This window comes from Azospirillum sp. TSO35-2 (genome assembly GCF_003116095.1).
Taxonomy (GTDB): domain Bacteria; phylum Pseudomonadota; class Alphaproteobacteria; order Azospirillales; family Azospirillaceae; genus Azospirillum.
This window is the reverse complement of the sequence record NZ_LGRA01000021.1, coordinates 1,972,507-1,993,335: the sequence shown is the minus strand read 5'-3', so window position 1 is coordinate 1,993,335 and position 20,829 is coordinate 1,972,507. Positions and strand designations below refer to the sequence as shown.

21 protein-coding genes are annotated in these 20,829 nt (G+C 69.4%); 9 read left to right on the top strand and 12 right to left on the bottom strand.

Features of this window, described 5'->3' with window-relative positions; translation table 11 throughout:
• Nucleotides 1–84: 84 nt before the first annotated feature.
• Nucleotides 85–642 carry a bifunctional precorrin-2 dehydrogenase/sirohydrochlorin ferrochelatase gene (locus tag TSO352_RS25085; RefSeq protein WP_109109856.1) on the bottom strand — a complete coding sequence of 186 codons (558 nt, stop codon included), beginning with the start codon at nucleotides 640–642 and terminating at the stop codon, nucleotides 85–87.
• Nucleotides 643–915: 273 nt separating this feature from the next.
• Between TSO352_RS25085 and TSO352_RS25080 the strand changes: the two genes are divergently transcribed.
• Genes TSO352_RS25080 through cysC form a run of 3 tightly spaced genes read left to right on the top strand, consistent with a single transcriptional unit; the run spans nucleotide 916 to nucleotide 4,290 of the window.
• Nucleotides 916–1,626, top strand: a complete 711-nt coding sequence (locus TSO352_RS25080; protein ID WP_348770665.1) for a phosphoadenylyl-sulfate reductase — start codon at nucleotides 916–918, stop codon at nucleotides 1,624–1,626.
• Complete coding sequence (cysD, locus tag TSO352_RS25075) at nucleotides 1,623–2,420, top strand: sulfate adenylyltransferase subunit CysD (RefSeq protein WP_109109855.1); 798 nt, start codon at nucleotides 1,623–1,625, stop codon at nucleotides 2,418–2,420. The genes TSO352_RS25080 and cysD overlap by 4 nt, the downstream gene beginning before the upstream one ends.
• 1 nt (nucleotide 2,421) lies before the next feature.
• Nucleotides 2,422–4,290: an adenylyl-sulfate kinase gene (gene cysC / locus TSO352_RS25070; RefSeq protein ID WP_109109854.1), complete on the top strand. Its 1,869-nt coding sequence runs from the start codon at nucleotides 2,422–2,424 to the stop codon at nucleotides 4,288–4,290.
• 58 nt (nucleotides 4,291–4,348) lie between these two features.
• Here cysC and TSO352_RS25065 read toward each other — a convergent pair whose 3' ends face one another.
• Nucleotides 4,349–5,578: an MFS transporter gene (locus TSO352_RS25065; RefSeq protein WP_109109853.1), complete on the bottom strand. Its 1,230-nt coding sequence runs from the start codon at nucleotides 5,576–5,578 to the stop codon at nucleotides 4,349–4,351.
• A gap of 147 nt (nucleotides 5,579–5,725) precedes the next feature.
• Here TSO352_RS25065 and TSO352_RS25060 point away from each other — a divergent pair, with 147 nt between their 5' ends.
• Nucleotides 5,726–6,613 (top strand): LysR substrate-binding domain-containing protein, encoded by an 888-nt coding sequence (locus tag TSO352_RS25060; protein WP_109109852.1) that lies wholly within the window; start codon nucleotides 5,726–5,728, stop codon nucleotides 6,611–6,613.
• 3 nt (nucleotides 6,614–6,616) lie between these two features.
• Here the strand turns inward: TSO352_RS25060 and TSO352_RS33650 are convergent, their stop codons facing one another.
• Nucleotides 6,617–6,760: a hypothetical protein gene (locus TSO352_RS33650; RefSeq protein ID WP_199231783.1), complete on the bottom strand. Its 144-nt coding sequence runs from the start codon at nucleotides 6,758–6,760 to the stop codon at nucleotides 6,617–6,619.
• 104 nt (nucleotides 6,761–6,864) lie between these two features.
• On the opposite strand from TSO352_RS33650, the gene TSO352_RS34115 reads away from it, so the two are divergent.
• The gene (locus TSO352_RS34115; protein ID WP_247872420.1) at nucleotides 6,865–7,197 is read left to right on the top strand and encodes a hypothetical protein; all 333 of its coding nucleotides are present in this window, start codon (nucleotides 6,865–6,867) and stop codon (nucleotides 7,195–7,197) included.
• A gap of 83 nt (nucleotides 7,198–7,280) precedes the next feature.
• Nucleotides 7,281–8,372 carry a nitronate monooxygenase gene (locus tag TSO352_RS25050; protein WP_109109851.1) on the top strand — a complete coding sequence of 364 codons (1,092 nt, stop codon included), beginning with the start codon at nucleotides 7,281–7,283 and terminating at the stop codon, nucleotides 8,370–8,372.
• Between the two features lie 24 nt (nucleotides 8,373–8,396).
• Here the strand turns inward: TSO352_RS25050 and TSO352_RS25045 are convergent, their stop codons facing one another.
• From TSO352_RS25045 to TSO352_RS25010, 9 genes are all read right to left on the bottom strand, one after another.
• Entirely contained in the window at nucleotides 8,397–9,413 is a 1,017-nt protein-coding gene (locus tag TSO352_RS25045) for a GGDEF domain-containing protein (RefSeq protein ID WP_247872419.1), read from the bottom strand.
• A 108-nt stretch (nucleotides 9,414–9,521) separates the two neighbouring features.
• Nucleotides 9,522–10,064: a pentapeptide repeat-containing protein gene (locus tag TSO352_RS25040; RefSeq protein ID WP_109110864.1), complete on the bottom strand. Its 543-nt coding sequence runs from the start codon at nucleotides 10,062–10,064 to the stop codon at nucleotides 9,522–9,524.
• A gap of 65 nt (nucleotides 10,065–10,129) precedes the next feature.
• A complete protein-coding gene (locus TSO352_RS25035) occupies nucleotides 10,130–10,624 on the bottom strand; it encodes a thioesterase family protein (protein WP_109109849.1) in 495 nt (164 codons plus the stop codon).
• Nucleotides 10,621–11,037, bottom strand: a complete 417-nt coding sequence (locus TSO352_RS25030) for a HEPN domain-containing protein (RefSeq protein ID WP_109109848.1) — start codon at nucleotides 11,035–11,037, stop codon at nucleotides 10,621–10,623. The genes TSO352_RS25035 and TSO352_RS25030 overlap by 4 nt, the downstream gene beginning before the upstream one ends.
• Nucleotides 11,027–11,347, bottom strand: a complete 321-nt coding sequence (locus TSO352_RS25025; protein ID WP_109109847.1) for a nucleotidyltransferase domain-containing protein — start codon at nucleotides 11,345–11,347, stop codon at nucleotides 11,027–11,029. The genes TSO352_RS25030 and TSO352_RS25025 overlap by 11 nt, the downstream gene beginning before the upstream one ends.
• A 51-nt stretch (nucleotides 11,348–11,398) precedes the next feature.
• Nucleotides 11,399–14,890, bottom strand: a complete 3,492-nt coding sequence (gene metH / locus TSO352_RS25020) for a methionine synthase (protein ID WP_109109846.1) — start codon at nucleotides 14,888–14,890, stop codon at nucleotides 11,399–11,401.
• A 49-nt stretch (nucleotides 14,891–14,939) separates the two neighbouring features.
• A complete protein-coding gene (locus tag TSO352_RS33635; RefSeq protein ID WP_146210795.1) occupies nucleotides 14,940–15,095 on the bottom strand; it encodes a DUF29 domain-containing protein in 156 nt (51 codons plus the stop codon).
• Nucleotides 15,096–15,155: 60 nt separating this feature from the next.
• Complete coding sequence (gene metF, locus TSO352_RS25015; RefSeq protein ID WP_109109845.1) at nucleotides 15,156–16,055, bottom strand: methylenetetrahydrofolate reductase [NAD(P)H]; 900 nt, start codon at nucleotides 16,053–16,055, stop codon at nucleotides 15,156–15,158.
• Nucleotides 16,052–17,038, bottom strand: a complete 987-nt coding sequence (locus TSO352_RS25010; protein ID WP_109109844.1) for a metalloregulator ArsR/SmtB family transcription factor — start codon at nucleotides 17,036–17,038, stop codon at nucleotides 16,052–16,054. The genes metF and TSO352_RS25010 overlap by 4 nt, the downstream gene beginning before the upstream one ends.
• A 443-nt stretch (nucleotides 17,039–17,481) precedes the next feature.
• On the opposite strand from TSO352_RS25010, the gene TSO352_RS25005 reads away from it, so the two are divergent.
• From TSO352_RS25005 to TSO352_RS24995, 3 genes are all read left to right on the top strand, one after another.
• Nucleotides 17,482–18,267, top strand: a complete 786-nt coding sequence (locus TSO352_RS25005; RefSeq protein ID WP_109109843.1) for a VacJ family lipoprotein — start codon at nucleotides 17,482–17,484, stop codon at nucleotides 18,265–18,267.
• 119 nt (nucleotides 18,268–18,386) lie between these two features.
• The gene (locus tag TSO352_RS25000; RefSeq protein ID WP_109109842.1) at nucleotides 18,387–19,016 is read left to right on the top strand and encodes an ABC transporter substrate-binding protein; all 630 of its coding nucleotides are present in this window, start codon (nucleotides 18,387–18,389) and stop codon (nucleotides 19,014–19,016) included.
• Nucleotides 19,017–19,234: 218 nt separating this feature from the next.
• Entirely contained in the window at nucleotides 19,235–20,728 is a 1,494-nt protein-coding gene (locus tag TSO352_RS24995) for a pentapeptide repeat-containing protein (RefSeq protein ID WP_109109841.1), read from the top strand.
• Nucleotides 20,729–20,829: the final 101 nt, after the last annotated feature.

The following is a 20,829-nucleotide window of genomic DNA, read 5'->3' as shown; positions in this document are numbered from 1 at the left end:
GTCGTCTTGAAAGGCGGTGGTGTCATACCCGAACCGGGACCGGCCGGGCAGTGGAATCGGCGGTCGGCAACTGACGACCGCCGGTCATGGCAGCCACCCTTCCCGCGCGATCAGGTCCTTGGTCTCCTTGGCGACGGCGGACATCGACGCCCCCTCCCCGCGCAGCCGGTCGCGCAGCGCGGCGATGGTGCGCAGCCGCTCCCCCCAGCTTTCCGGGAACAGGGCCTCCAGCCGCTGGCGCATCAGGCTGGCCAGCGTCGGGCTGCGCCCGCCGGTCGACACCGTCAGCACCAGATCGCCGCGGCGAACCACCGACGGCGAGTGGAAGTCGCAGAGCGGGATGACGTCCTCGACATTCACCAGCACGCCGCGCGACCGCGCCAGCTCCGCCAGCGCCTTCTCGACCGCCGGCTCCAGCCCCATCACGTACAACACGCGGACCGCGTCCAAATCCCCGGTGAAAGGCAGCGCCCGCACCAGACGGTCGCCGGCCAGCGCCGCGAATTCCCCATCCGGCTCCGGTGAATACACCACCGGATCGGCCCCGCCCTCGCGCAGTTGCGTCAGGCGCCGCACCGCAAGCGGACCGTTGCCGGCCAGCGCGATCGGCACCCGCGCCGGATCGAGCGCCAGCGGGATCATGCCGGCACCAGACGGCACACGACGGGGCACGCCGCAGGTTGCGACCGGTAAATCACGGCGGAAAGGGCGGGTTTGCACTGCATGGCGGTATTTAGCCGACAGCCCGCGCCACAATCAACACATTTCACACTAACCGCTGCAATGCACAACAAACCTATTAAACAAGTAGAGAATGTATTTACGTTGCGCGGGTTTTCCGCCGATGGTAATGTGCAAACAGAAACGTTAATTCTACTAGACAAGTAGATAATACCACACCGGAAAAGGCCGCTCATGATGGACGCCGCGACACGGGTGAAGGAACTGACCGAACGCTACGGCACGCTGGACGGCGCGCCACTGCTCGCCGCCCTGCACGCGGAGTTCGGCGGGCGCATCGCGCTGCTGTCGTCGTTCGGCACCGAATCCGCGGTGCTGCTGGCGCTGGCGGCGGAAGCGACCCCGGCTTTCCCGGTCCTGTTCGTGAACACCGGCAAGCTGTTCGGCGAGACGCTGCGTTACCGCGACCAGTTGGTGAAGCGGCTGGGGCTGACCGACCTGCGGGAGATCGGCCCGACCGCCGACGACCTCGCCGTCCACGACCCGCGCGGCATGCTGTTCAAAAACGACTACGACGCCTGCTGCCACCTGCGCAAGACGGTGCCGCTGGAGCGCGCGCTGACCACCGCCGGGCTGGAGGCGTGGGTGACCGGGCGCAAGCGCTTCCAGGCGACGACCCGCGCCGCCCTGCCGCTGTTCGAGGCGGAGGGCGGGCGCGTCAAGGTCAACCCGCTGGCCAACTGGGACAAGGACCGGCTGGAGGAGGAGTTCACCCGGCGCGACCTGCCGCGCCACCCGCTGGAGGCCGACGGGTTCCTGTCGATCGGCTGTTACACCTGCACCGAGCGCGTGGCGCCCGGCGCCGACCCGCGTTCCGGCCGTTGGGCCGGCAGCGCCAAGACCGAATGCGGCATACACACCACCATGATTGGAACCGCCCGATGAGCGCCGATCTCGACCAGCTTGAGAATCAGAGCATCTATATTCTGCGCGAAGCCTACAACCGCATCGACAAGCTGGCGATGCTCTGGTCGATCGGCAAGGACAGCAACGCGCTGCTGTGGCTGTGCCGCAAGGCGTTCTTCGGCCGCATCCCGTTCCCGGTGGTCCAGCTCGACACCGCGATGGAACTGCCGGAGGTCTACGAGTTCCGCGACCGCATCACCAAGGAATGGGACCTCGACCTGAAGGTGGAGCAGTGCCCGCCCGAGGCGGAGATGGACCAGACCCTGCCGCCGCTGACCCGCGCCGCCGCGCGCAAGACGGAAGGGCTGAAGAACCTGCTGCGCGACCACGCCTATCAGGGCGTGATGGTCGGCATCCGCCGCGACGAGCAGGCGACCCGCGCCAAGGAACGCGTGTTCTCGCCGCGCTCGCTGGAGGGCGACTGGGACGTCAAGGACCAGCCGGCGGAGTTCTGGGACCATTACAAGACCCGCTTCCCGGAAGGCGTCCATGTCCGCATCCACCCGCTGCTGGCCTGGACCGAGCTGGACATCTGGCGCTATTCGCAGCGCGAGGGGATTCCCATCGTGCCGCTGTACTTCGCGCGGGACGGCAAGCGCTACCGTTCGCTGGGCGAGAAGAACATCACCTTCCCCGTCGACAGCACCGCCTCGACCATCGACGAGATCATCGCCGAGCTTCAGGTGACCCGCGTGCCGGAACGTGCCGGCCGCGCCATGGACAATGAATCCGAAGACAGCTTCGAGCGTCTGCGCAGCGTGGGGTACATGTAAGATGCCGCATTCTCAACTCCGCATCGTCATCGTCGGCCACGTCGACCATGGCAAGTCCACGCTGATCGGCCGCCTGCTGAACGACACCGGCAGCCTGCCCGACGGCAAGGTCGAGCAGGTCCGCGAGATGAGCCGCAAGCGCGGCATGCCCTTCGAATGGGCCTTCGTCATGGACGCGCTGCAGGCCGAGCGTGACCAGGGCATCACCATCGACACCACGCAGATCCACTTCAAGACGGCGCAGCGCCCCTACGTCATCATCGACGCGCCGGGCCACACCGAGTTCCTGAAGAACATGGTGACCGGCGCGTCCCAGGCCGACGCCGCCCTGCTGGTGATCGACGCCGACGAGGGCGCGCTGGAACAGTCGCGCCGCCACGCCTTCCTGCTGCACCTGCTGGGCGTGCGCCAGGTCGCGGTCGTCGTCAACAAGATGGACAAGGTCGAGTTCTCCAGCCGCCGCTACGAGCAGGTGGCGCAGGAGATCAAGGATTATCTGGCCGAGCTGGGCCTGTTCCCCAAGGCGGTGATCCCGGTGTCCGCCCGCAACGGCGACAACATCGTCAGCCGCAGCGACGCGGCCGAGTGGTATCTGGGGCCGACGGTGATCGAGCAGCTCGACGCCTTCCGGCCGCAGCAGGTTTCGCCCGACCAGCCGCTGCGCTTCCCGCTGCAGGACGTCTACAAGCCGGACGACCGCCGCATCCTGGCCGGCCGCATCGAAAGCGGTCGCCTGCGCGTCGGCGACACCCTGCGCTTCTCCCCCACCGGGACCAGCGCCACGGTGGTCAGCATCGAGGCGTGGAACCATCCGGAGACGGTGCTGTCGGCCCAGGCCGGCCAGAGCATCGGCATCACGCTCGACAAGCGCATCTTCGCCGAACGCGGCCACATCGCCCACCACGAGGCGGACGCGCCGACCCTGGCCCACCGGCTGAGCGTCCGGCTGTTCTGGCTGGTGTCGGAGCCGCTGGTGGTCGGTAAGACCTACACGCTGAAGATCGCCACCGCCGAGCACCGGGTGACGGTGGAGCAGGTGACGGCGGTCATCAACGTCGAGGATCTGTCGAGCACGCCCGGCAAGTCGGTCCACCGCAACGAGGTGGCGGAGGTCGTCCTGCGCTCCCGCTCGCCGATCGCGCTGGATCTGGCGGCGGACCTGCCGCGCACCGGCCGCGGCGCGCTGATCGACGGCAACGACGTCGTCGGCGGCTGCCTGGTGGTGGAGATCGAGGACGCCGCGGCGTCCAACATCACCGAGGTGTCGCACACCGTGTCGGTGGACGAGCGGTCCCAGGCCAACGGCCACCAGGGCGGCATCGTCTGGCTGACCGGCCTGTCGGGCGCCGGCAAGTCGACGCTGGCGATGGCGCTGGAACGCGCGCTGTTCGACCGCGGCTGGCAGACCTTCGTGCTGGACGGCGACAACGTCCGCAACGGCCTGAACGCCGGGCTGGGCTTCTCGGCCGACGACCGGGCGGAGAACATCCGCCGGGTGGCCGAGACGGCGAAGCTGTTCGCCGACGCCGGCATGGTCGTCATCGCCTCGCTGATCTCGCCGTTGAAGGCCGACCGGGCGCGGGCGCGGGTGATCGGCGGCGAGCGCTTCCACGAGGTGCATGTGGCCGCCGACCTCGCCACCTGCGAGGACCGCGACCCCAAGGGCCTCTACAAGAAGGCCCGCGCCGGCGAGATCGCCGAGTTCACCGGCATCTCGGCTCCCTACGAGGCGCCGGACCAGCCCGAACTGGTGATCGACACCGACACGCTGAGCCGCAGCGAGGCGCTGGCGCAGCTCCTCGACTATGTCGACGAGACCTTGGGCAGGAACAGCCTGAAGTCGGGGAAAGAGCTGACCTACGTGATCTGAGCGACGCGGTCAGGGTAAGGCCGTCGGGCGCGGGGGAAAGACCGCGCCCGACGTGTTTTCACGCCGCCTTCGAATTGGAGCGGTAAAGCGCCGCCGCGATCAGCGCCACGGTCGCCACCGCCAGCGGCACGAAGGAAATGCGCAGGACGGTTTCCCAGCCATAGGCCGTCAGCAGGCTCCCGGATGCGAAGGACCCCAGGGCCATCGTCCCGAACACGATGAAGTCGTTCAACGACTGCACCCGCGTCCGTTCCTCCGGCTGGTGGCACTGGAGAACGAGGGCCGAAGCGCCCAGGAAGCCGAAGTTCCAGCCGAAGCCCAGCAGGATCAGGCTCAGCCAGAAATGGGCCACATCCATCCCCGCCAGCCCGACCGCGGCGGCGGCGGCGGTCAGCGTCAGGCCGGCGGCCACCATGCGCGGGGCGCCGAAGCGCGTGATCAGCCGCCCGGTGACGAAGCTCGGGGCGTACATGGCGAGCACGTGCCACTGCAGGCCGAGGTTGGAAGCCTCCTGCGACAAGCCGCACAACCGCATCGCCAGCGGGGCGGCGGTCATGATGAAGTTCATCAGCAGGTAGGACACCAGCCCGCAGATCACCGCGGTGATGAAGCGGGGCTCGCGCGCGATGGCGCCGATCGGGCGGCCGCCGGCAACCTCCGCCGCCGTCGGCATCGGCAGCCGGACACCGAGCAGGACGAGGGCGGACAGCGCGGCCACCGCGGCCTGCGCCAGATAGGTGGCGGCGAACAGGTGGGGCGGCCACAGGTTCATCGTCACGGTGACGAGCTGCGGACCGATGACCCCGGCAAACACCCCGCCGGCCATCACGGCGGACATGGCGCGGGGACGGCGCTCCGACGGGGCGCAGTCGGCGGCGGCGAAGCGGAAGGAAAGGACCACCGCGGCATAGGCCCCACCGAAGATCATCGCCGCGCAGAACAGCCAGAACGAGCCCAGGATGACCGCCAGGGTGGACAGCAGACCGACGACGACGCCGCAGCCCGTTCCCGCCAGGAACGCGGCACGGCGGCCGTGGCGCCGGGCGATGACGCCGGCCGGCAGGGTGCACAGCGCCATCCCCACCACGAAGATGGAAATCGGCAGCGTCGCCAGCGCCGGGCTGGGCGCAAGCGTGTTGCCGACGATGGCGCCGGTTGCGTACACGACCACCGCGTTCGCGCCGGCGAGCGCCTGCGCGACGGCCAGCCGCAGAACATTACCCAACTCATGGCGATACGGGTTGGCGGGCGCGTGGTCGGTCGTGGTGCTGGCTTCGGCGTGCGACATTGGGGTCCTCAGGCGGTGAGCCGGTCGTGCCGGCACCCCGTCAATGCGTGGAGCGGCTATTGCCCAGGGCGATTGATCCAGGAGTAACGGTCATCCATTATGAACGGAAATGGTTTTCCTTCATGAAGGGATGATCCGGGGTCATGGATGCTTGATCGCCAGCTTCTCGCGATCCTGCGGGAGGTGGACCGTCTGGGCAGCGTCACCGCCGCCGCCAACCGGTTGAACGTCAGCCAGTCGGCGCTGAGCCACACCATCCGCAAGTTCGAGGAGCGCTGCGGCACCGAGATCTGGATGAAGAAGGGGCGCAGCCTCCGCTTCACCCAGGCCGGGGACCATCTGCTGGCGCTGGCGCAGCGCGTTCTGCCGCAGATCGAGGATGCGGAGCGGGTGCTGGCCGACTTCGCCGCGGGCCGGCGCGGCGCCCTGCGGGTGGGGATGGAATGCCACCCCTGCCAGAAATGGCTGATGCGGATGACCGCCGCCTATCTGGCGCGGTGGCCGGAGGTCGATTTCGATGTCCGCACCGCCTTCCGCTTCGATGGCCTCGCCGCGCTGCTGGACAACGAGATCGACCTGTTGATCACCCCGGATCCGATCGATCAGCCCGAGGTCCTGTTCACGCCGGTCTTCGACTATGAACTCGTCCTGGTGGTGCATCAGGCGCATCCGCTGGCCACCCGCGACGTGGCGTTGCCGCACGACCTGCTGGACGAGGAGCTGATTGCCGTGCCGGTCAGCCTCGAACGGCTCGACGTCTACACCCGCTTCCTCGTGCCGGCCCATTGCCGGCCGCGCCGCCATCGCACCGCCGAAACGACCGACCTCATGCTGCAACTCGTCGCCGCCGGACGGGGCGTCACGGTTCTGCCGGATTGGCTGGTGCGCGAGGAGGGCTCGGACCTGCCGATCCGGGCCGTGCGTCTCGGGCCCGAGGGGATCGGCAAGAGCATCCATCTCGGCACCCGTCGCGGCGAGGAGGCGGTGCCATACATCGCCGGCTTCCTGGCCCTGGCGCAGGAAACGGGTCTGTAGGTCTCAGTCCGGGATGAGAGCGGCGGCTTGGCGGTCCCGCGCCTCCGGACTCCGGGAAAGCTCCTCCTTCACCGTCGCCCGGTCCTCCGCCTTGCGGTTCTGGCTCATCTTCCGCTTGGCGTCGATCCGGGCGATGGGCAGCCGCACACCGACGATGCCCCGCAGCTGTGCCTGGATGACGTCGGGCGGAGCGTCGCCGACCGCCCAGGCAGGCGGTCGGCATCCTCGAAGAACTCGACCGGACCGTAGGCGTGGACCGCCGCGTAGTCCCAGGTCGGAACGACCTTTCCATCCCGGCTCTTGGCTTCGTACCAGGAGGGGGTGACGTAGAGGCGCTGGTCGCCGCGGCGCGGCTGGCCGGGGTCGGCGTCCATCCCATCACCCCGCTCTACGCCCCGTCGCCCATCTCGGACCATCCGGTGTCGGATGATCGTCCGGACCATCCCGGCCTGGTGATCGGCTACGCCAGCCTGGACACCGGCGACATCGCGCACGGGATCGAGCGCCTTGCCGCCGTGCTCGCGTCGCCGGCGGCCCGGGTTCCGTTGCGGCGGCGCAGTCCCGCGAAACTTCACCCGAAGTGAACGCCGCCTTCAGAACAAGTCATTGGTCGTGAACGGCGCCCGGGCGTAGCATCGCCTCCGTTGTTGAACCGACGGAGGCGGACATGCCCGCGCACAGCGAATCCCTCGCCGAATCTCTTGAGCGGCTCGGCCTGCGCTCGCCGGTGATCCAGGCGCCGATGGCCGGTGGCGGCGACACGGCGGCGCTGGTCGCGGCGGTCAACGAGGCCGGCGGGCTGGGCTTCGTCGGCGCCGCCTATCTGACCGACGCCCAGATCGCCGAGCGGGCGCGCGACATCCGCGGGCGCACCGCCCTGCCCTTCGGCGTCAACCTGTTCGCCCCCACCCCGGCGCCCGCCCCCTCCCCCGCGCTGGCGGAGGCGCTGGCCCGCGTCGCCCCCTTCCACGCCGAACTCGGCCTGCCGGCGCCGGAGGCTCCTGCCTATGCCGAGGACGGCTTCGACCGGCGGTTCGCGGCCCTGCTCGACAGCGGTGCCGCCTTCTACAGCGTCACCTTCGGCCTGCCGCCGGCCGACACCGTCGCCGCCGCCAAGGCGCACGGCCTGCGGGTGCTGGGCACCGCCACCACGGTGGCGGAAGCGGTGGCGCTGGAGCGGGTCGGCGTCGACGCGGTGATCGCCCAGGGCAGCGAGGCCGGCGGCCACCGCGGCAGCTTCATCGGCGACCCGGCCGCCAACCTGATCGGCACGATGGCGCTGGTGCCGCAGGTGGTCGACGCGGTGGGCGTGCCGGTGATCGCGTCGGGCGGCATCATGGACGGGCGCGGCATCGCCGCGGCGCTGGCGCTGGGCGCGGCGGCGGTGCAGATGGGCACGGTGTTCCTGACCTGCGACGAGGCCGGCGTGCCCGACGCGCACAAGGACGCCATCCTGGCGGCGCGCGAGGACCAGACCCGGCTGACCCGCGCCTTCTCCGGCCGGCCGGCGCGCGGCATCGTCAACCGCTTCATGGCAACGGTGGAGGACCCGCGGGCGCCCGACGCGGTGCTGCCCTTCCCGATGCAGAACACGCTGACGCGGCCGCTGCGCACCGCCGCCGGCAAGGCCGGCCGGGCCGAGTTCCTGTCGCTGTGGGCCGGTCAGGGCCTGGGCCTGGCGCGCCGGCGCCCGGCGGCCGGGCTGGTGGCCGACCTGCTGCGCGGCACCGAGGCGACGCTGGGCCGGCTCGCCCGGTAAGGGAGCCCCGGCCCCGGGGGTGGGTCAGTCGCCGACGGCGACCCGGTTGCGGCCGCCGCGCTTGGCGCTGTACAGCGCGTGGTCGGCGCGGCGGACCAGCGTGGTCGACGGCTCGCCGGGGTGGAACTGGGCGACGCCGATCGACAGGGCGACGGTGCCGTAATTGGCGTTGCGCGCCTTGTTGACGATCTGCCGGCCACCGACGAAGGCGCGCACCTGCTCCGCCACCTTGGTCGCGTTCTCCAGCGAGGTGCGCGGCAGGATGATCGCGAACTCCTCCCCGCCATAGCGGACGGCGGTGTCGCGGCCCTTGATGCATTCCGTCAGCATGCGGGCGACCAGCTTCAGCACATGGTCGCCGACCAGATGGCCGTGGGTGTCGTTGAACGCCTTGAAATGGTCGATGTCGAGCATCAGCAGCGACAGCGGCAGCGATTCGCGCGTCGCCTCGTCCATCGCCTCCACCAGCATCAGGTCGAAGGCCTTGCGGTTGGCGATGCCGGTGAGGCCGTCGGTCATCGCCTCGCGTCGGGCGCTGTCCAGGCTGACGCGCATCTCCGCCAACTGCTGGCTCGATTCCTGGAGTTGCAGTTGCAGCGCGGTCTGGCGGTCGACGATCTCCTTCGTCTCCACCGCGATCGCCGCGATCATGGCGCGCAGTTCCGGCAGGCTGAGCGGCTGGTCCAGCTCGTCGCGGAAACCGCTCAGCGCGTTGCCGTAGCGCTCGGTCTCCGACCCGACATTGCCGAGTTGCTCCAGGATGCGGCCCAGCGCGTAGCGCGCCTTGTCGGAGGTCTCGCGGATCGCCTGCGCCTCGGCGTCGAGGGTGAAGAAGCGCTTGTACAGCTCGTCGCACAGGGTTTGCGAGGTGGTCAGCCCGTCGCGCCGCGCCAGATCGATGGCGCGTGTCAGGTCCGGGTTGCGGCCACTGAAATAGATGTACCAGAGCGTGAAGTTTTCGGGCGTGGGCGGCAGGCGCTCCGACAGCATCCGTTCCATGGCCTTCGCGGCGAGGCCGCCGGACCGGTCAAAATCCTCCATGGTCGCCAATTTTGTCGCCCGCTCGAATCATTAGGTTTCGAACGGTACGCGGACGTTCCCCCTACGGCAAGCGGGTTTTCGCTACCGGCTTGCAGCGCTTCGGTATTTTCAGTTGCACTGGCCGATCGAGCCTTCCGCGCAGATGTGCGTGCCGTCGGTCCAGCGCGCGCCCGCCAGATCGGCGTTGCGCAGGTCGGTCCCCGACAGCCGGGCGCCGGTGAGGTCCGCCTTGGTCAGGGTGGTCCCCACCAGCTTGGCGTTGCGCAGGTCGGCGTCGCGGAACGAGGCGCCGGCCAGATCGGCGCGGGTGAAGTCGGCCTCGATCAGCCGCGCCCCGTCGAACACCGCCCCCGGCGCCGTCGCGCTGAGGAACTTGGCGCGATAGCCGTCCGCCCCGGTCAGCACCGCCTGCCCCAGCGTGGCGCGCTGAAAGGTCGCATCGCGCAGCATCGCCCCGCTGAGGTCGACGCCGGTCAGCGTCTGCCCCTCGAACGAGCAGCGCCGCCAGTTCACCTTGGGCTGCGCCGCATCGGTGCAGTCCGCCAGCGCCGGCCCGGCGACGAGGATCAACAGGGCGGCAAAGGCGGCGCGGACACCGTGTTGCGGAAGGCGGGACGGCGGAATGGCGGGCAACCGGATGGGAACGTGCATCATGCCTCGATAGATGGGGGCATCGGCGGCCAACTCAACGCTTCGGCGTCCGGCGCGCCCAACCGTCAAGGGTCGCTCGCGCCGCCCAACCGCCGCACCGCCCGCCCGGCCTGGGGCGGCCAGGGCCCGGCGGCGTGGGCGGCGGCCTGCCCGGCCAGCGCGGCGGCGACCGCCGGCGGAAAGGGGCAGGTCCGGCGCTCCGCCAGATCGACGTGCAGCAGCATGAACTCGGCGGTGGCGGTGAGCCAGCCCTCATCCCCGTGCCGCATCTCGTGGAACAGGTGCAGCCGCTTCGCATCGGCCCCCAGCACCCAGGAGGCAAAGCGCAGCGGCGCCCCCTCCGTCACCTCGCGGGCGTAGGTCAGATGCGCGTCGACCACGAACACCGACCGGTTCTCCGCCGCCACATACGCCTTGCCGATCCCGAACCGGTCGAGCACGGCGTCCGTCGCATGGTCGAAGGCCAACAGGTAATAGGCGACGTTCATGTGCCCGTTGTAATCGATCCACTCCGGCCGGACCGTGGCGCGGTGGAGGTCGAGCGGGGCGGCGGTGGTCATGGATGGGCTCCGTTCCCAGCGGAGATGGCCAGCGCAACACCATCCCGCAGAGATGCGATTTCGCCCAGCCAACCGGACACGTCCTCCGCGGTCGGCTCATCGGTGACATCCCCCGCTTCTCCCGGGTATCGGTACAGCGTGGCGTAGGCGGTGAAGCGCCCGAGCGGCAGCAGGGCCTCCCGCAGCGGCAGCCCGCGGGGAATACGCATCACGAGCGCGTCGATGTCATGGGAGCGCGGCACATCAACGTCGAGCCAGACCAGCACGGCCTTGACCAGCTTCTCAGCAGCCTGCTGGCAATGGTAGGTCGCCGCCGTGACGATGGGGTCGGGAACGGACAGGCACGCCCGGCCCGCACGCAGATCGACTGACGCCGCGGTCAGCCACGCCTCCGGTCCGACCCTAAGCCCCATAGACCCGCACCCCTTCATGGGTGGCCTTGTAGCTCAATGTCCCGACCTGGTCCCTGTTCGCCTCGAAGAACGAGCGCCGACACGGCACGATGTCCGCCGGGATTCCGGTGCCCGCCTTGGCCGCATGGGCAAACACCGCCGACCGCCGTTCCTTCGGCGCATCGTCCGGCACGATCACCAGCAGGTCGTAGTCGCTGTCCTCATGGAAGTCGCCGCGCGCCCGGCTGCCGAACAGGTAGACGGCCTCCGGCTGCAGGGCCGGGACGATCCGGTCCAGCAGGGTTTGCAGCTTTTCATCGACAACCGCCATGGAAGCCCTCCGCCGCCCATCCTAACACGGAACGGGCGGCGGAGGATCCCATCAGACCGAGAAGTACTTGGCGCGCGGGTGGTGCAGGACGATGGCCGAGGTGCTCTGCTCCGGATGGAGCTGGTCCTCGTCCGACATCTCGATGCCGATGCGGCCGGCGTCCAGCAGCGTCAGCAGTTGCTCCTGGTCCTTCAGGTTCGGGCAGGCCGGATAGCCGAAGCTGTAGCGGCTGCCGCGGTAGGCCTGCTGCAGCAGCTTCTCCTTGTCGCGGCTGTCCTCGGCACCGTAGCCCAATTCGGCGCGGATGCGGGCGTGGACGTATTCCGCCATCGCCTCGGTCATCTCCACCGACAGGCCGTGCAGGTAGAGGTAGTCCTGGTAGCGGTTCTCGGCGAACCACGACCGCGCCACCTCGGCGCAATGCTGGCCCATGGTGACGACCTGGAGGCCCAGCACGTCACGCTCCGGATCGTTCACGTCGCGCAGGAAGTCGGCGATGCACTCGCCATCCTCCTTGCCCTGGCGGGGCAGCGAGAAGCGGGCGGCCTCGGTGGTGCCGTCCTGCTCGAACAGGATGACGTCGTTGCCGTCGGCCGCCGCCTTCCAATAGCCGTAGACCGCGGTGGGGCGCAGGATTTCCTCCTTCGCCGCGATCTGGAGAATGCGGTCGAGCACCGGCCGCAGCTCCTTCTTCGACCACTCCTTGAACTCCTCGAAGGACTTGCCGTCCTTCCGGTAGCCCCATTGCAGCTGGTAGAGCATCCGCTCGTTCAGGTAGGTGACCAGCGTCTTCAACGGGACATGGTCGATCAGCTTCGGCCCCCAGAAGGGCGGGGTCGGCACCGGCACGCCCTCGGCCAGCCGGTGGCGGCGGGCGCGGACGGCGTCCTTGTCGACCGGGCCGGTGGCGGCGCTGGTCGCCTGCCCCAGCACGCGGCGGCGGTTGGTCGCCTTGCCGACGCGCTTGGCCTGCTGGATGGCGAGCTGCTGGTCGAAGCTGCCCTCCACCACCTTGTCCATCAGGGTCAGCCCGTCGAAGGCGTCGCCGGCGTAGGCGACCCGGCCGGAGCCGTAGGACGCGACGCAGTCGCCCTCGACATAGGCGCGGGTCAGCGCGGCGCCGCCGAGCAGCACCGGCACCTCCAGCCCCTCGCGGGTCATCTCCTCCAGGTTCTCGCGCATCACCACGGTGGACTTCACCAGCAGGCCCGACATGCCGATGGCGGTGGCCTTATGCTCCTTGGCGGCCTGGATGATGGCGGTCACCGGCTGCTTGATGCCGAGGTTGACCACCTTGTAGCCGTTGTTGGTCAGGATGATGTCGACGAGGTTCTTGCCGATGTCGTGGACGTCGCCCTTCACCGTCGCCAGCACCAGCGTGCCCTTCTGCTGGCCCTCCACCTTCTCCATGTGGGGCTCCAGCCACGCCACGGCGGCCTTCATCGTCTCGGCCGATTGCAGGACGAAGGGCAGCTGCATCTTGCCGGCGCCGAACAGTTCGCCGACCACCTTCATGCCGTCGAGCAGGTAGGTGTTGATGATCTCCAGCGGCGGGTGGCTCTTCATCGCCTCCGCCAGATCGTCCTCCAGGCCGGTGCGGTCGCCGTCGACGATGCGCTCCTTCAGCCGGTCCTCGACAGTCTCCGCCCGCGCCTTCTTCTTCGCGTCGGCCGCCTTGCGGCCCTCGAACAGGGCGATGAAGGCGTGCAGCGGGTCGTAGCCCTCGGCGCGGCGGTCGAAGATCAGGTCCTCGGCGGTCTTGACCTCGTTTTCCGGGATCTGGTGCAGCGGCAGGATCTTGGAGACGTGGACGATGGCCCCGGTCATGCCCTTCTTGACCGCATGGTCGAGGAAGACCGAGTTCAGCACATGGCGCGCCGCCGCGTTCAGGCCGAACGAGACGTTGGACAGCCCGAGGATGATCTGGCAGCCGGGCATCTCGCGGGCGATCGCCTCGATGCCCTCCAGCGTCCAGATGGCGAGCTTGCGGTCGTCCTCGTTGCCGGTGGCGATGGTGAAGGTCAGCGGGTCGAACAGCAGGTCGGACGGCGCCAGCCCATACTCGTTCACCGCCAGATCATAGAGCCGCCTGGCGATGGCCAGCTTGCGGTCCGGCGTCTTCGCCATGCCCTCTTCGTCGATGGTCAGCGCGATGACGGCGGCGCCGAACTTCTTGGCCAGCGCCAGACGCTTGCGCGCCGGCTCCTCGCCGTCCTCGAAGTTGATCGAGTTCAGGATCGCCTTGCCGCCATAGAGCGCCAGCGCCTGCTCCAGCACGCCGTACTCGGTGGAATCGACCACCAGCGGCGCGGTGACCGAGCCGACGAAGCGCGACATCACCGCGTTCATCTCCGCCACCTCGTCGCGGCCGACGAAGGCGGTGCAGACGTCGAGCGCGTGGGAGCCCTCCTTGACCTGATCGCGCGCCATCTCGACGCAGCCGTCCCAGTCGTTCTTTTCCTGCAGCTCGCGCCACTTCTTGGAGCCGTTGGCGTTGCAGCGCTCGCCGATGGCGAAGAAGGCGTTCTCCTGGCGCAGCGTGACCTGACCGTAGAGCGAGGCCACCGCCGGCACCCAATGCACCGTGCGGCCCTTCGGGTTGGGCCGGTGCGAGCCGGCCGGCGCCAGCTTGCGCAGCATGGCGTTCGCCGCGGAAATGTGGGGCACGTTGGTGCCGCAGCAGCCGCCGACGAGGTTGACCCCGTCCTCGGTCACGAAGCGCTCCAGCCAGTGGGCGAAGTCGTCGGCGCGCAGCGGGTAGTGGGTCTTGCCATCGACCAGCTCCGGCAGGCCGGCGTTGGGCTGGACCGAGATCAGCCCCGGCCAGTTCTGCGACAGCCAGCGCACATGCTCGCTCATCTCCAGCGGGCCGGTGGCGCAGTTCAGCCCCATCAGCGGCACGTCGAGCGCCTGGATGACGGTGGCCGCCGCGGCGATGTCGGTGCCGACCAGCAGCGTGCCGGTGGTCTCCACCGTCACCTGGACGAAGACCGGGGTGTCGGCCTTGGCCTCCAGCCGCGCCCGCTTGATGCCGTTGACCGCGGCCTTGATCTGCAGCGGGTCCTGGCAGGTTTCCACCAGGATGGCGTCGGCCCCGCCGGCGATCAGGCCGGCGGCCTGGACATAGAAGCTGTCCTCCGCCGCCTGGTAGGCGATGTGGCCCAGGCTGGGCAGCTTGGTGCCCGGCCCGATCGAACCGATGACGAAGCGCGGCAGCCCGTCGCTGAAGCTCTCCGCCGCCTCGCGCGCCAGCTCGACCGCGCGCTGGTTGATCTCGAAGGCTTTCTCGGAGATGCCGAACTCGCCCAGCGTCACCGGGGAGGCGCCGAAGGTGTCGGTCTCCACCATGTCGGCGCCGGCTTCGAAATAACCGCGGTGGATGTCGCGGACGATGTCGGGGCGCGACAGCGGCAGGATGTCGGTGCAGTTCTCGTGCCCCCAGTAATCCTTCTCCACGTCGAGGTCGAGCGCCTGGATGCGGCTGCCGAACCCGCCGTCGCAAAGCAGTACACGGTCACGCAGGGTGTCGAGGATGTGGGGCATGGGGAGGGTTCTTATCCGTTGCTTGGGCGGGTTCGGGGCAAAGGCGGGGTCAGGCGAGGCCGTGGCGGTTGATCGGCCACCAATCGTCGTTCAGCAGAAGATCCAGTGTGTAAGGGCAATCCACGGGCAATGCGTCGGCCGGCATGCGGGCCTGCTCCTCGGTCCAGGCGAGGAAATCGGCGTCGTATCCGATCCGGCTGTCCATGGCATCGCCCTCCCGTGACGTTCCGCCGCCCCACGCTACCACAGAGCGGCGTTCAGTGCCCTACCCGGCCACCGCCGCCGGCGCCGCCTTCGCCTTCACGCCCAGCATCCGGCAGATGGCGATGGTCAGGTCGGAGCGGTTCAGGGTGTAGAAGTGGAAGTCGTTGACGCCTTGCGCCTGCAAATCCTGGCACTGCTCCGCCGCCACCGTCGCGGCGACCAGCAGGCGGGTTTCCGGGTCGGCGTCCAGGCCCTCGAAGGTTTCGGCCAGCTTGGCGGGCATCGAGGCGCCGCACTTGCCGGCGAACTCCACCGCGCGGGCGAAGTTGGTGATCGGCAGGATGCCGGGCACGATCGGCACATGGATGCCGGCGGCGGCGCAACGGTCGAGGAAGCGGAAATAGACGTCGTTGTCGAAGAAGAACTGGGTGATGGCGCGGGTTGCCCCGGCGTCGACCTTGCGCTTCAGGTTGTCCAGGTCGAACTGGGCGCTCGGCGCCTCCGGATGGCTCTCCGGGTAGGCGGCGACCGAGATCTCGAAGTCGGCGATGCGCTTCATCCCGGCAACCAGATCGGCGGCGTAGGCGTAGCCGCCGGGGAACGGCTCGTAGCGGCCGCCGACGCCGCCCGCGGTTTCCGGCGGGTCGCCGCGCAGCGCCACCAGATGGCGGATGCCGGCGTCCCAATAGGTGCGGGCGATGCCGTCGATCTCGTCGCGCGTGGCGCCGACGCAGGTGAAGTGCGCGGCGGCCGGGATGCCGGTCTCATCCTGGATGCGGCAGACGGTGGCGTGGGTGCGCTCGCGGGTCGAGCCGCCGGCGCCGTAGGTCACCGACACGAAACTGGGCGCCAGCGGGGCCAGCCGCTGGATCGACTGCCACAGGCTCTGCTCCATCTTCTCCGTCTTGGGCGGAAAGAACTCGAAGCTGACGGACGGCGGCGCAGAGAGGGGCGCGGTCATGACGGGACTCCGCTGAGCGAAAGGGCGGTTTGAGGGGTGGACGCCGATGCCGCCGCCGCGAGGCGGGTGGCCGGCCAGATGGAGACGGTGAGCGGGTCGCCCGGCAGATGCACCACCGGGCCGCACTCCAGGCCCGACTGGCGGCACCAGCCGGCGACCTCCGCGTCGGAGAAGCCCAGCCGGCGGTGCGCGTGTTCCTCGCGCAGCGCCTCCAGCTGATGGGGGGCGAAATCGACGACCAGCAGCCGGCCGCCGGGACGCAGCACGCGCGCCGCCTCGGCCAGCACCTCGGCCGGCGATTCGGTGAAGTGCAGCACCTGGTGGATCACCGCGGCGTCGAACGAGCCGGAGGGGAACGGCAACTGGTACATGTCGGCCTGCCGCACATGGCAGTGGCGCAGGCCCGCCTGTTCCAGCTTGGTGCGGGCGACCGCCAGCATCTCGCGCGATTGGTCTACCCCGACCGCGCGATGGACGCGCCCGGCGAGCACCTCCAGCATCCGTCCGGTGCCGGTGCCGATGTCCAGCAGCTCCTCCACCCCCTCTTTCGGGAACAGGCGCAGCAGCGCGGCCTCGACCTCGCCTTCCGCGACGTGAAGGGAGCGGATCTCGTGCCAACGGGCGGCATTCTCGCGGAAATAGGCGGCGGCGGTTTCCGACCGGCCGCGCTTGATCGCCTCCAGCCGCTCCAGGTCGAGCGTCAGGGTGGGATCATCCTCCGGGATGGCGTCGACCAGCACGCGCGCCAGCCCGGCCGAGGCGCCGCGCTCCGCCAGCCTGTAGAAGGCGAAGGTGCCCTCGCGGAAACGGTCGAGCAGCCCGGCGTCGCACAGCAGCTTCAGATGGCGCGAGACGCGCGGCTGGCTCTGGCCCAGGATCTGGGTCAGCTCGGTCACCGTCAGCTCGCCGTGCGCGCAGAGCGCCAGCAGCCTCAGCCGCGTCGTCTCCGCCGCCGCCTTCAGCGTCGCCAGCAGATCGTCCATCGCCTCGTGTCCGATTCGGGTCAGAATGGCAGCCGGCCGGACGGGACACCACGCCCCGCCGATCCGGATACAGATATAAAGATATCTTTATGCGTCGTAAACCGCTTTTCGCACGGCGGGCGCCGCGCTTCGCTCCGCCACCCCGTTTGCCTCCTGTTTCATGGTCATAGCCGCAGGATTCCACTGTGTCCGCGGCCGGTGCGGCAAAGCCATCACAGTCGCCGCCGCGCCCCGGATCGACCGGCGGCGGGCGCTGGCCAAACGGCCGAGCCTGTGTTAGGTCACGAAGCAGTGGAAATTATGGGATTTCTCGCCCAATCTTCACAGCGACCGCGCCGCCACCTTGCCAGAGTTGAGGACTCCCGATGACGGAGTCTTCGGTTGTGGAGGGATGCCGCGGCGCCCCGCCCCGAGTCGAGCCATCAGCCAAAGAGCCGTCGCACATGAAGCTGGCCAGCCTTTCCCGCTCCCTCCTCCGCACGGTCACCGTGGTGGCGCTCGCGCTGACGGCCACGGCCTGCGCAACCAACCCGGCCGACCCGGGCGCGAAGGACGCCGCCTATCAGGTCAACGACCCGTTGGAAATCCCGAACCGTTTCGTGTTCGCCGCGAACGAGGCCGTCGACGTCCTGGCGCTGCGCCCGGCGGCGGAGGTCTATGTCGGCGTCGTGCCCGACCCGGTGCGCGACGCGATCCACAACTTCATCGACAACCTGATGGGGCCGCTCTACATCGCCAACAACCTGCTCCAGGGCAACGTTGACGGGGCGACGAACGCGACCGGCCGCTTCATGACCAACACCATCCTGGGCGTCGGCGGCATCGCCGACGTGGCGAGCCAGGCCGGCATCCCGCACGCGCCGGAGGATTTCGGCCAGACGCTGGCGGTGTGGGGCCTCGGCGACGGGCCGTACCTGGTGCTGCCGCTGCTGGGCCCGTCGAACGTGCGCGACGCCGTCGGCTATGGCGTCGACACCGTCGGCGACCCGGTCCGCATCTGGGCCTACGCCCATCACGGCCAGGGCCTGATGTACACCCGCGCCGGCGTCGGCGCGGTCGACCGCCGCTCCGAAGTGCTGAAGTCGGTGGACGACCTGCGCCGCAACTCGCTGGACTTCTACGCCACCGTGCGCAGCCTGCACCAGCAGCAGCGCCAGGCGGAGATCGAGAACCGCAAGGGCCCGGCCACGCCGGACTTCCCGGACTACACCAGCACCCCCAAGCCCTGATCGGCACGGGGACCGGTCCCGCAAGACCGGCACCGCGTCACCGCGGTGCCGGCCCGGATCGCCCAAAAGGTCAGATGACCGTTGACAAAGCCGCAACAACCGCCACTTTTCGCCCAATCATGCTGACACGCCGCCATTTCGTCGCGTGCGCTGCCCTGCTCGCGGTGAGCGGTTGGGCCGGCCACACCTTCATCTCCCCGGCCGCTGCCCAAGGCGCCGACCAGGGGGCCAGCGCGTTCATCCAGAAACTGGGGAACGACGCCATCGCAACCTTCTCGGACAAGAGCCTGTCGCGTCCCCAGGCGACGGAGCGCTTCCGGGTGCTGCTGAACGCCGGCTTCGACGTGCCGTACATCGGCCGCTGGGTGCTCGGCCGCTACTGGAACTCGGCGACCGAACCGCAGCGGGCCGAGTACCAGAAGCTGTTCGAGCAGATGATCGTCAACACCTACGCCGAGCGCTTCGTCGAATATTCCGGCGAGACGTTCAAGATCACCGGCACGGCGCCGGCCGGCGAGGCCGACAGCATGGTGACGACCCAGATCGTCCGCCCGAGCGGTCCGCCGGTCAACGTCAGCTGGCGTGTCCGCAAGACCCCCACCGGCTTCAAGATCATCGACGTGGTGGTGGAGAATGTCAGCATGGGCGTAACCCAGCGGCAGGAATTCGCCTCCGTCGTCGAACAGAACGGCGGCCGGGTCGACGCGCTCATCCAGGCGCTGCGCCAGAAGGTCGGCCAGACCGGCTGATCGGTGCCGGCGGATTTGGTGCCGGCGGATTGATCCAGGCCGGATCGGCAACCGGGCTGCAGGGGCCGCCTTCCCGCGAAGGCGGCCCTTTTCATGCGCGGGTTGCGCGCGCATGGTGAGCGGCGGGTGATCGCACCCGTGACGCGCCGCATCGAAAGGGCTATCTTGCGGCGATGCGCCTGCCCTTCGTCATACGCTGAAACCGGGATCCCGCCGCCATGGCCGAACGCGATGCGACCGAGGTCGACGAACTGCGGACGATCATCCAGTCGCATCAGGCGTGGCTGAAACGTCCCAGCAGCGGCCGCCGCGCCGACCTCAGCTTTCGTGACCTGTCGCGGCTGAACCTGGAACGGGTGTCGCTGGCCGGCGCCAAGCTGGCCGGGGCCTGCATGGTCAACACCCGCATGGTGAAGGCCGACCTGTCGCAGGCCGACCTGTTCGGCGCCGACATGGAGGGGGTGAACCTGTCGGGCGCCATCCTCACCGGGGCCGACCTGCGCGGCGCCAACCTGCACCGGGCGCTGCTGACCGACGCCAACCTGCGCGGCGCCGATTTCCGCGCCGGTTCCCTGGTCGATGGTGCCACGGCCGAAGGCGGGCAGCCCCGCGGCACCGGCACCACCCGGCTGACCGAGGCCAAGATGGAACGGTCGATCCTGGCCGGGGCCAACTTCACCGGCTGCGACCTGACCGGCGCCGACCTGAACGACGCCGACCTGACCGGGGCGGAGCTGACGTCGGCCGTGCTGATGGGCACCGATTTCTGCGGGGCCAACCTGGACGGCGTGGTGTTCGGCAACACGGTGATGGACCACGCCACGCTGACCCGCACCTTCATCCCCTTCTCGCTGCCGCCGGAAGCGGTGGTGCCGCCCACCTACACCGCGATGCCGGTCGCCGAGTTCCTGGAGCTGGTCGAGCGGCACGAACGCTGGGTCGACAGCGGCGGCGCGGAGGGCCTGCGACTCGACCTCGACCTCGTGACGGTGGCGGGGGTCGACCTGCACGGGCGCACGCTGGCGGCGGCCCGCCTGCGCCGCTGCCGCCTGCCCGGCGCCCGCCTGACCAAGGCCAGCCTGGAAATGGCGGAGCTGTCCTACATCGACCTGGACGAGGCCGACCTGCGCGACGCCGTGCTGCGCGGGGCGACGCTGCGCCGCGCCTATCTGGCCCACACGCTGATGAACGGAATCGACGCCCGCCCGGTGCCGCTGGCCGGCGGCCGCGCCTGGCCGGCGAATTTCGAGGGCGCCGACTTCTCCGACGCCGACCTGCGGGATTCGACGATGGGGCCGGCGATCGTCCGCGGCGCCGTCTTCACGCACACGCTGACCGACGGCTCGGGCATCGACCTCCAGTCGGCCGCCAGCCCCTTCCCGCCCCCGCCGCCGGAAGAACGCCGCCGCCAGAAGCGTTTCGTCCGCCCCGGTCTGGTCGTCCACACCGAACATGGCAGCTTTCCCGCGCGCAACTGGTCGGTCGGCGGCCTGTGCCTGCTGGCGGTCGACCAGCCCTACCAGCGCGGCCAGACCTTCCAGGCCCGCGTCGTCATGACCGACCGCAAGGAGGTCGCCGCCGTCGCCAACCTGGTCGTCCTGCACCGCGACGAGGAGCGCGGGCAACTGTCGGTCCGTTTCCACCAGTATGGCGACGACCTGAAGGCGCTGTTGAAGACCGCCTTCCTGGAACACCAGAAGATGGCCGGGTGAACGCGGACGGACCCGGTCCGCGTGCAGGACGCATCCCGAACAAGCCCTTGGTTTCCATCTGAAATCGTTCAACCATAGGGATCGTTTATTCACCGGAACGA

What these genes read in the sequence shown, in the direction of transcription:
- TSO352_RS25085 (WP_109109856.1), bottom strand. Translation starts at nt 642, where the DNA reads ATGATCCCGCTGGCGCTCGATCCGGCGCGGGTGCCGATCGCGCTGGCC.
- TSO352_RS25080 (WP_348770665.1), top strand. Translation starts at nt 916, where the DNA reads ATGATGGACGCCGCGACACGGGTGAAGGAACTGACCGAACGCTACGGC.
- cysD (WP_109109855.1), top strand. Translation starts at nt 1,623, where the DNA reads ATGAGCGCCGATCTCGACCAGCTTGAGAATCAGAGCATCTATATTCTG.
- cysC (WP_109109854.1), top strand. Translation starts at nt 2,422, where the DNA reads ATGCCGCATTCTCAACTCCGCATCGTCATCGTCGGCCACGTCGACCAT.
- TSO352_RS25065 (WP_109109853.1), bottom strand. Translation starts at nt 5,578, where the DNA reads ATGTCGCACGCCGAAGCCAGCACCACGACCGACCACGCGCCCGCCAAC.
- TSO352_RS25060 (WP_109109852.1), top strand. Translation starts at nt 5,726, where the DNA reads ATGCTTGATCGCCAGCTTCTCGCGATCCTGCGGGAGGTGGACCGTCTG.
- TSO352_RS25050 (WP_109109851.1), top strand. Translation starts at nt 7,281, where the DNA reads ATGCCCGCGCACAGCGAATCCCTCGCCGAATCTCTTGAGCGGCTCGGC.
- TSO352_RS25045 (WP_247872419.1), bottom strand. Translation starts at nt 9,413, where the DNA reads ATGGAGGATTTTGACCGGTCCGGCGGCCTCGCCGCGAAGGCCATGGAA.
- TSO352_RS25040 (WP_109110864.1), bottom strand. Translation starts at nt 10,064, where the DNA reads ATGCACGTTCCCATCCGGTTGCCCGCCATTCCGCCGTCCCGCCTTCCG.
- TSO352_RS25035 (WP_109109849.1), bottom strand. Translation starts at nt 10,624, where the DNA reads ATGACCACCGCCGCCCCGCTCGACCTCCACCGCGCCACGGTCCGGCCG.
- TSO352_RS25030 (WP_109109848.1), bottom strand. Translation starts at nt 11,037, where the DNA reads ATGGGGCTTAGGGTCGGACCGGAGGCGTGGCTGACCGCGGCGTCAGTC.
- TSO352_RS25025 (WP_109109847.1), bottom strand. Translation starts at nt 11,347, where the DNA reads ATGGCGGTTGTCGATGAAAAGCTGCAAACCCTGCTGGACCGGATCGTC.
- metH (WP_109109846.1), bottom strand. Translation starts at nt 14,890, where the DNA reads ATGCCCCACATCCTCGACACCCTGCGTGACCGTGTACTGCTTTGCGAC.
- TSO352_RS33635 (WP_146210795.1), bottom strand. Translation starts at nt 15,095, where the DNA reads ATGGACAGCCGGATCGGATACGACGCCGATTTCCTCGCCTGGACCGAG.
- metF (WP_109109845.1), bottom strand. Translation starts at nt 16,055, where the DNA reads ATGACCGCGCCCCTCTCTGCGCCGCCGTCCGTCAGCTTCGAGTTCTTT.
- TSO352_RS25010 (WP_109109844.1), bottom strand. Translation starts at nt 17,038, where the DNA reads ATGGACGATCTGCTGGCGACGCTGAAGGCGGCGGCGGAGACGACGCGG.
- TSO352_RS25005 (WP_109109843.1), top strand. Translation starts at nt 17,482, where the DNA reads ATGAAGCTGGCCAGCCTTTCCCGCTCCCTCCTCCGCACGGTCACCGTG.
- TSO352_RS25000 (WP_109109842.1), top strand. Translation starts at nt 18,387, where the DNA reads ATGCTGACACGCCGCCATTTCGTCGCGTGCGCTGCCCTGCTCGCGGTG.
- TSO352_RS24995 (WP_109109841.1), top strand. Translation starts at nt 19,235, where the DNA reads ATGGCCGAACGCGATGCGACCGAGGTCGACGAACTGCGGACGATCATC.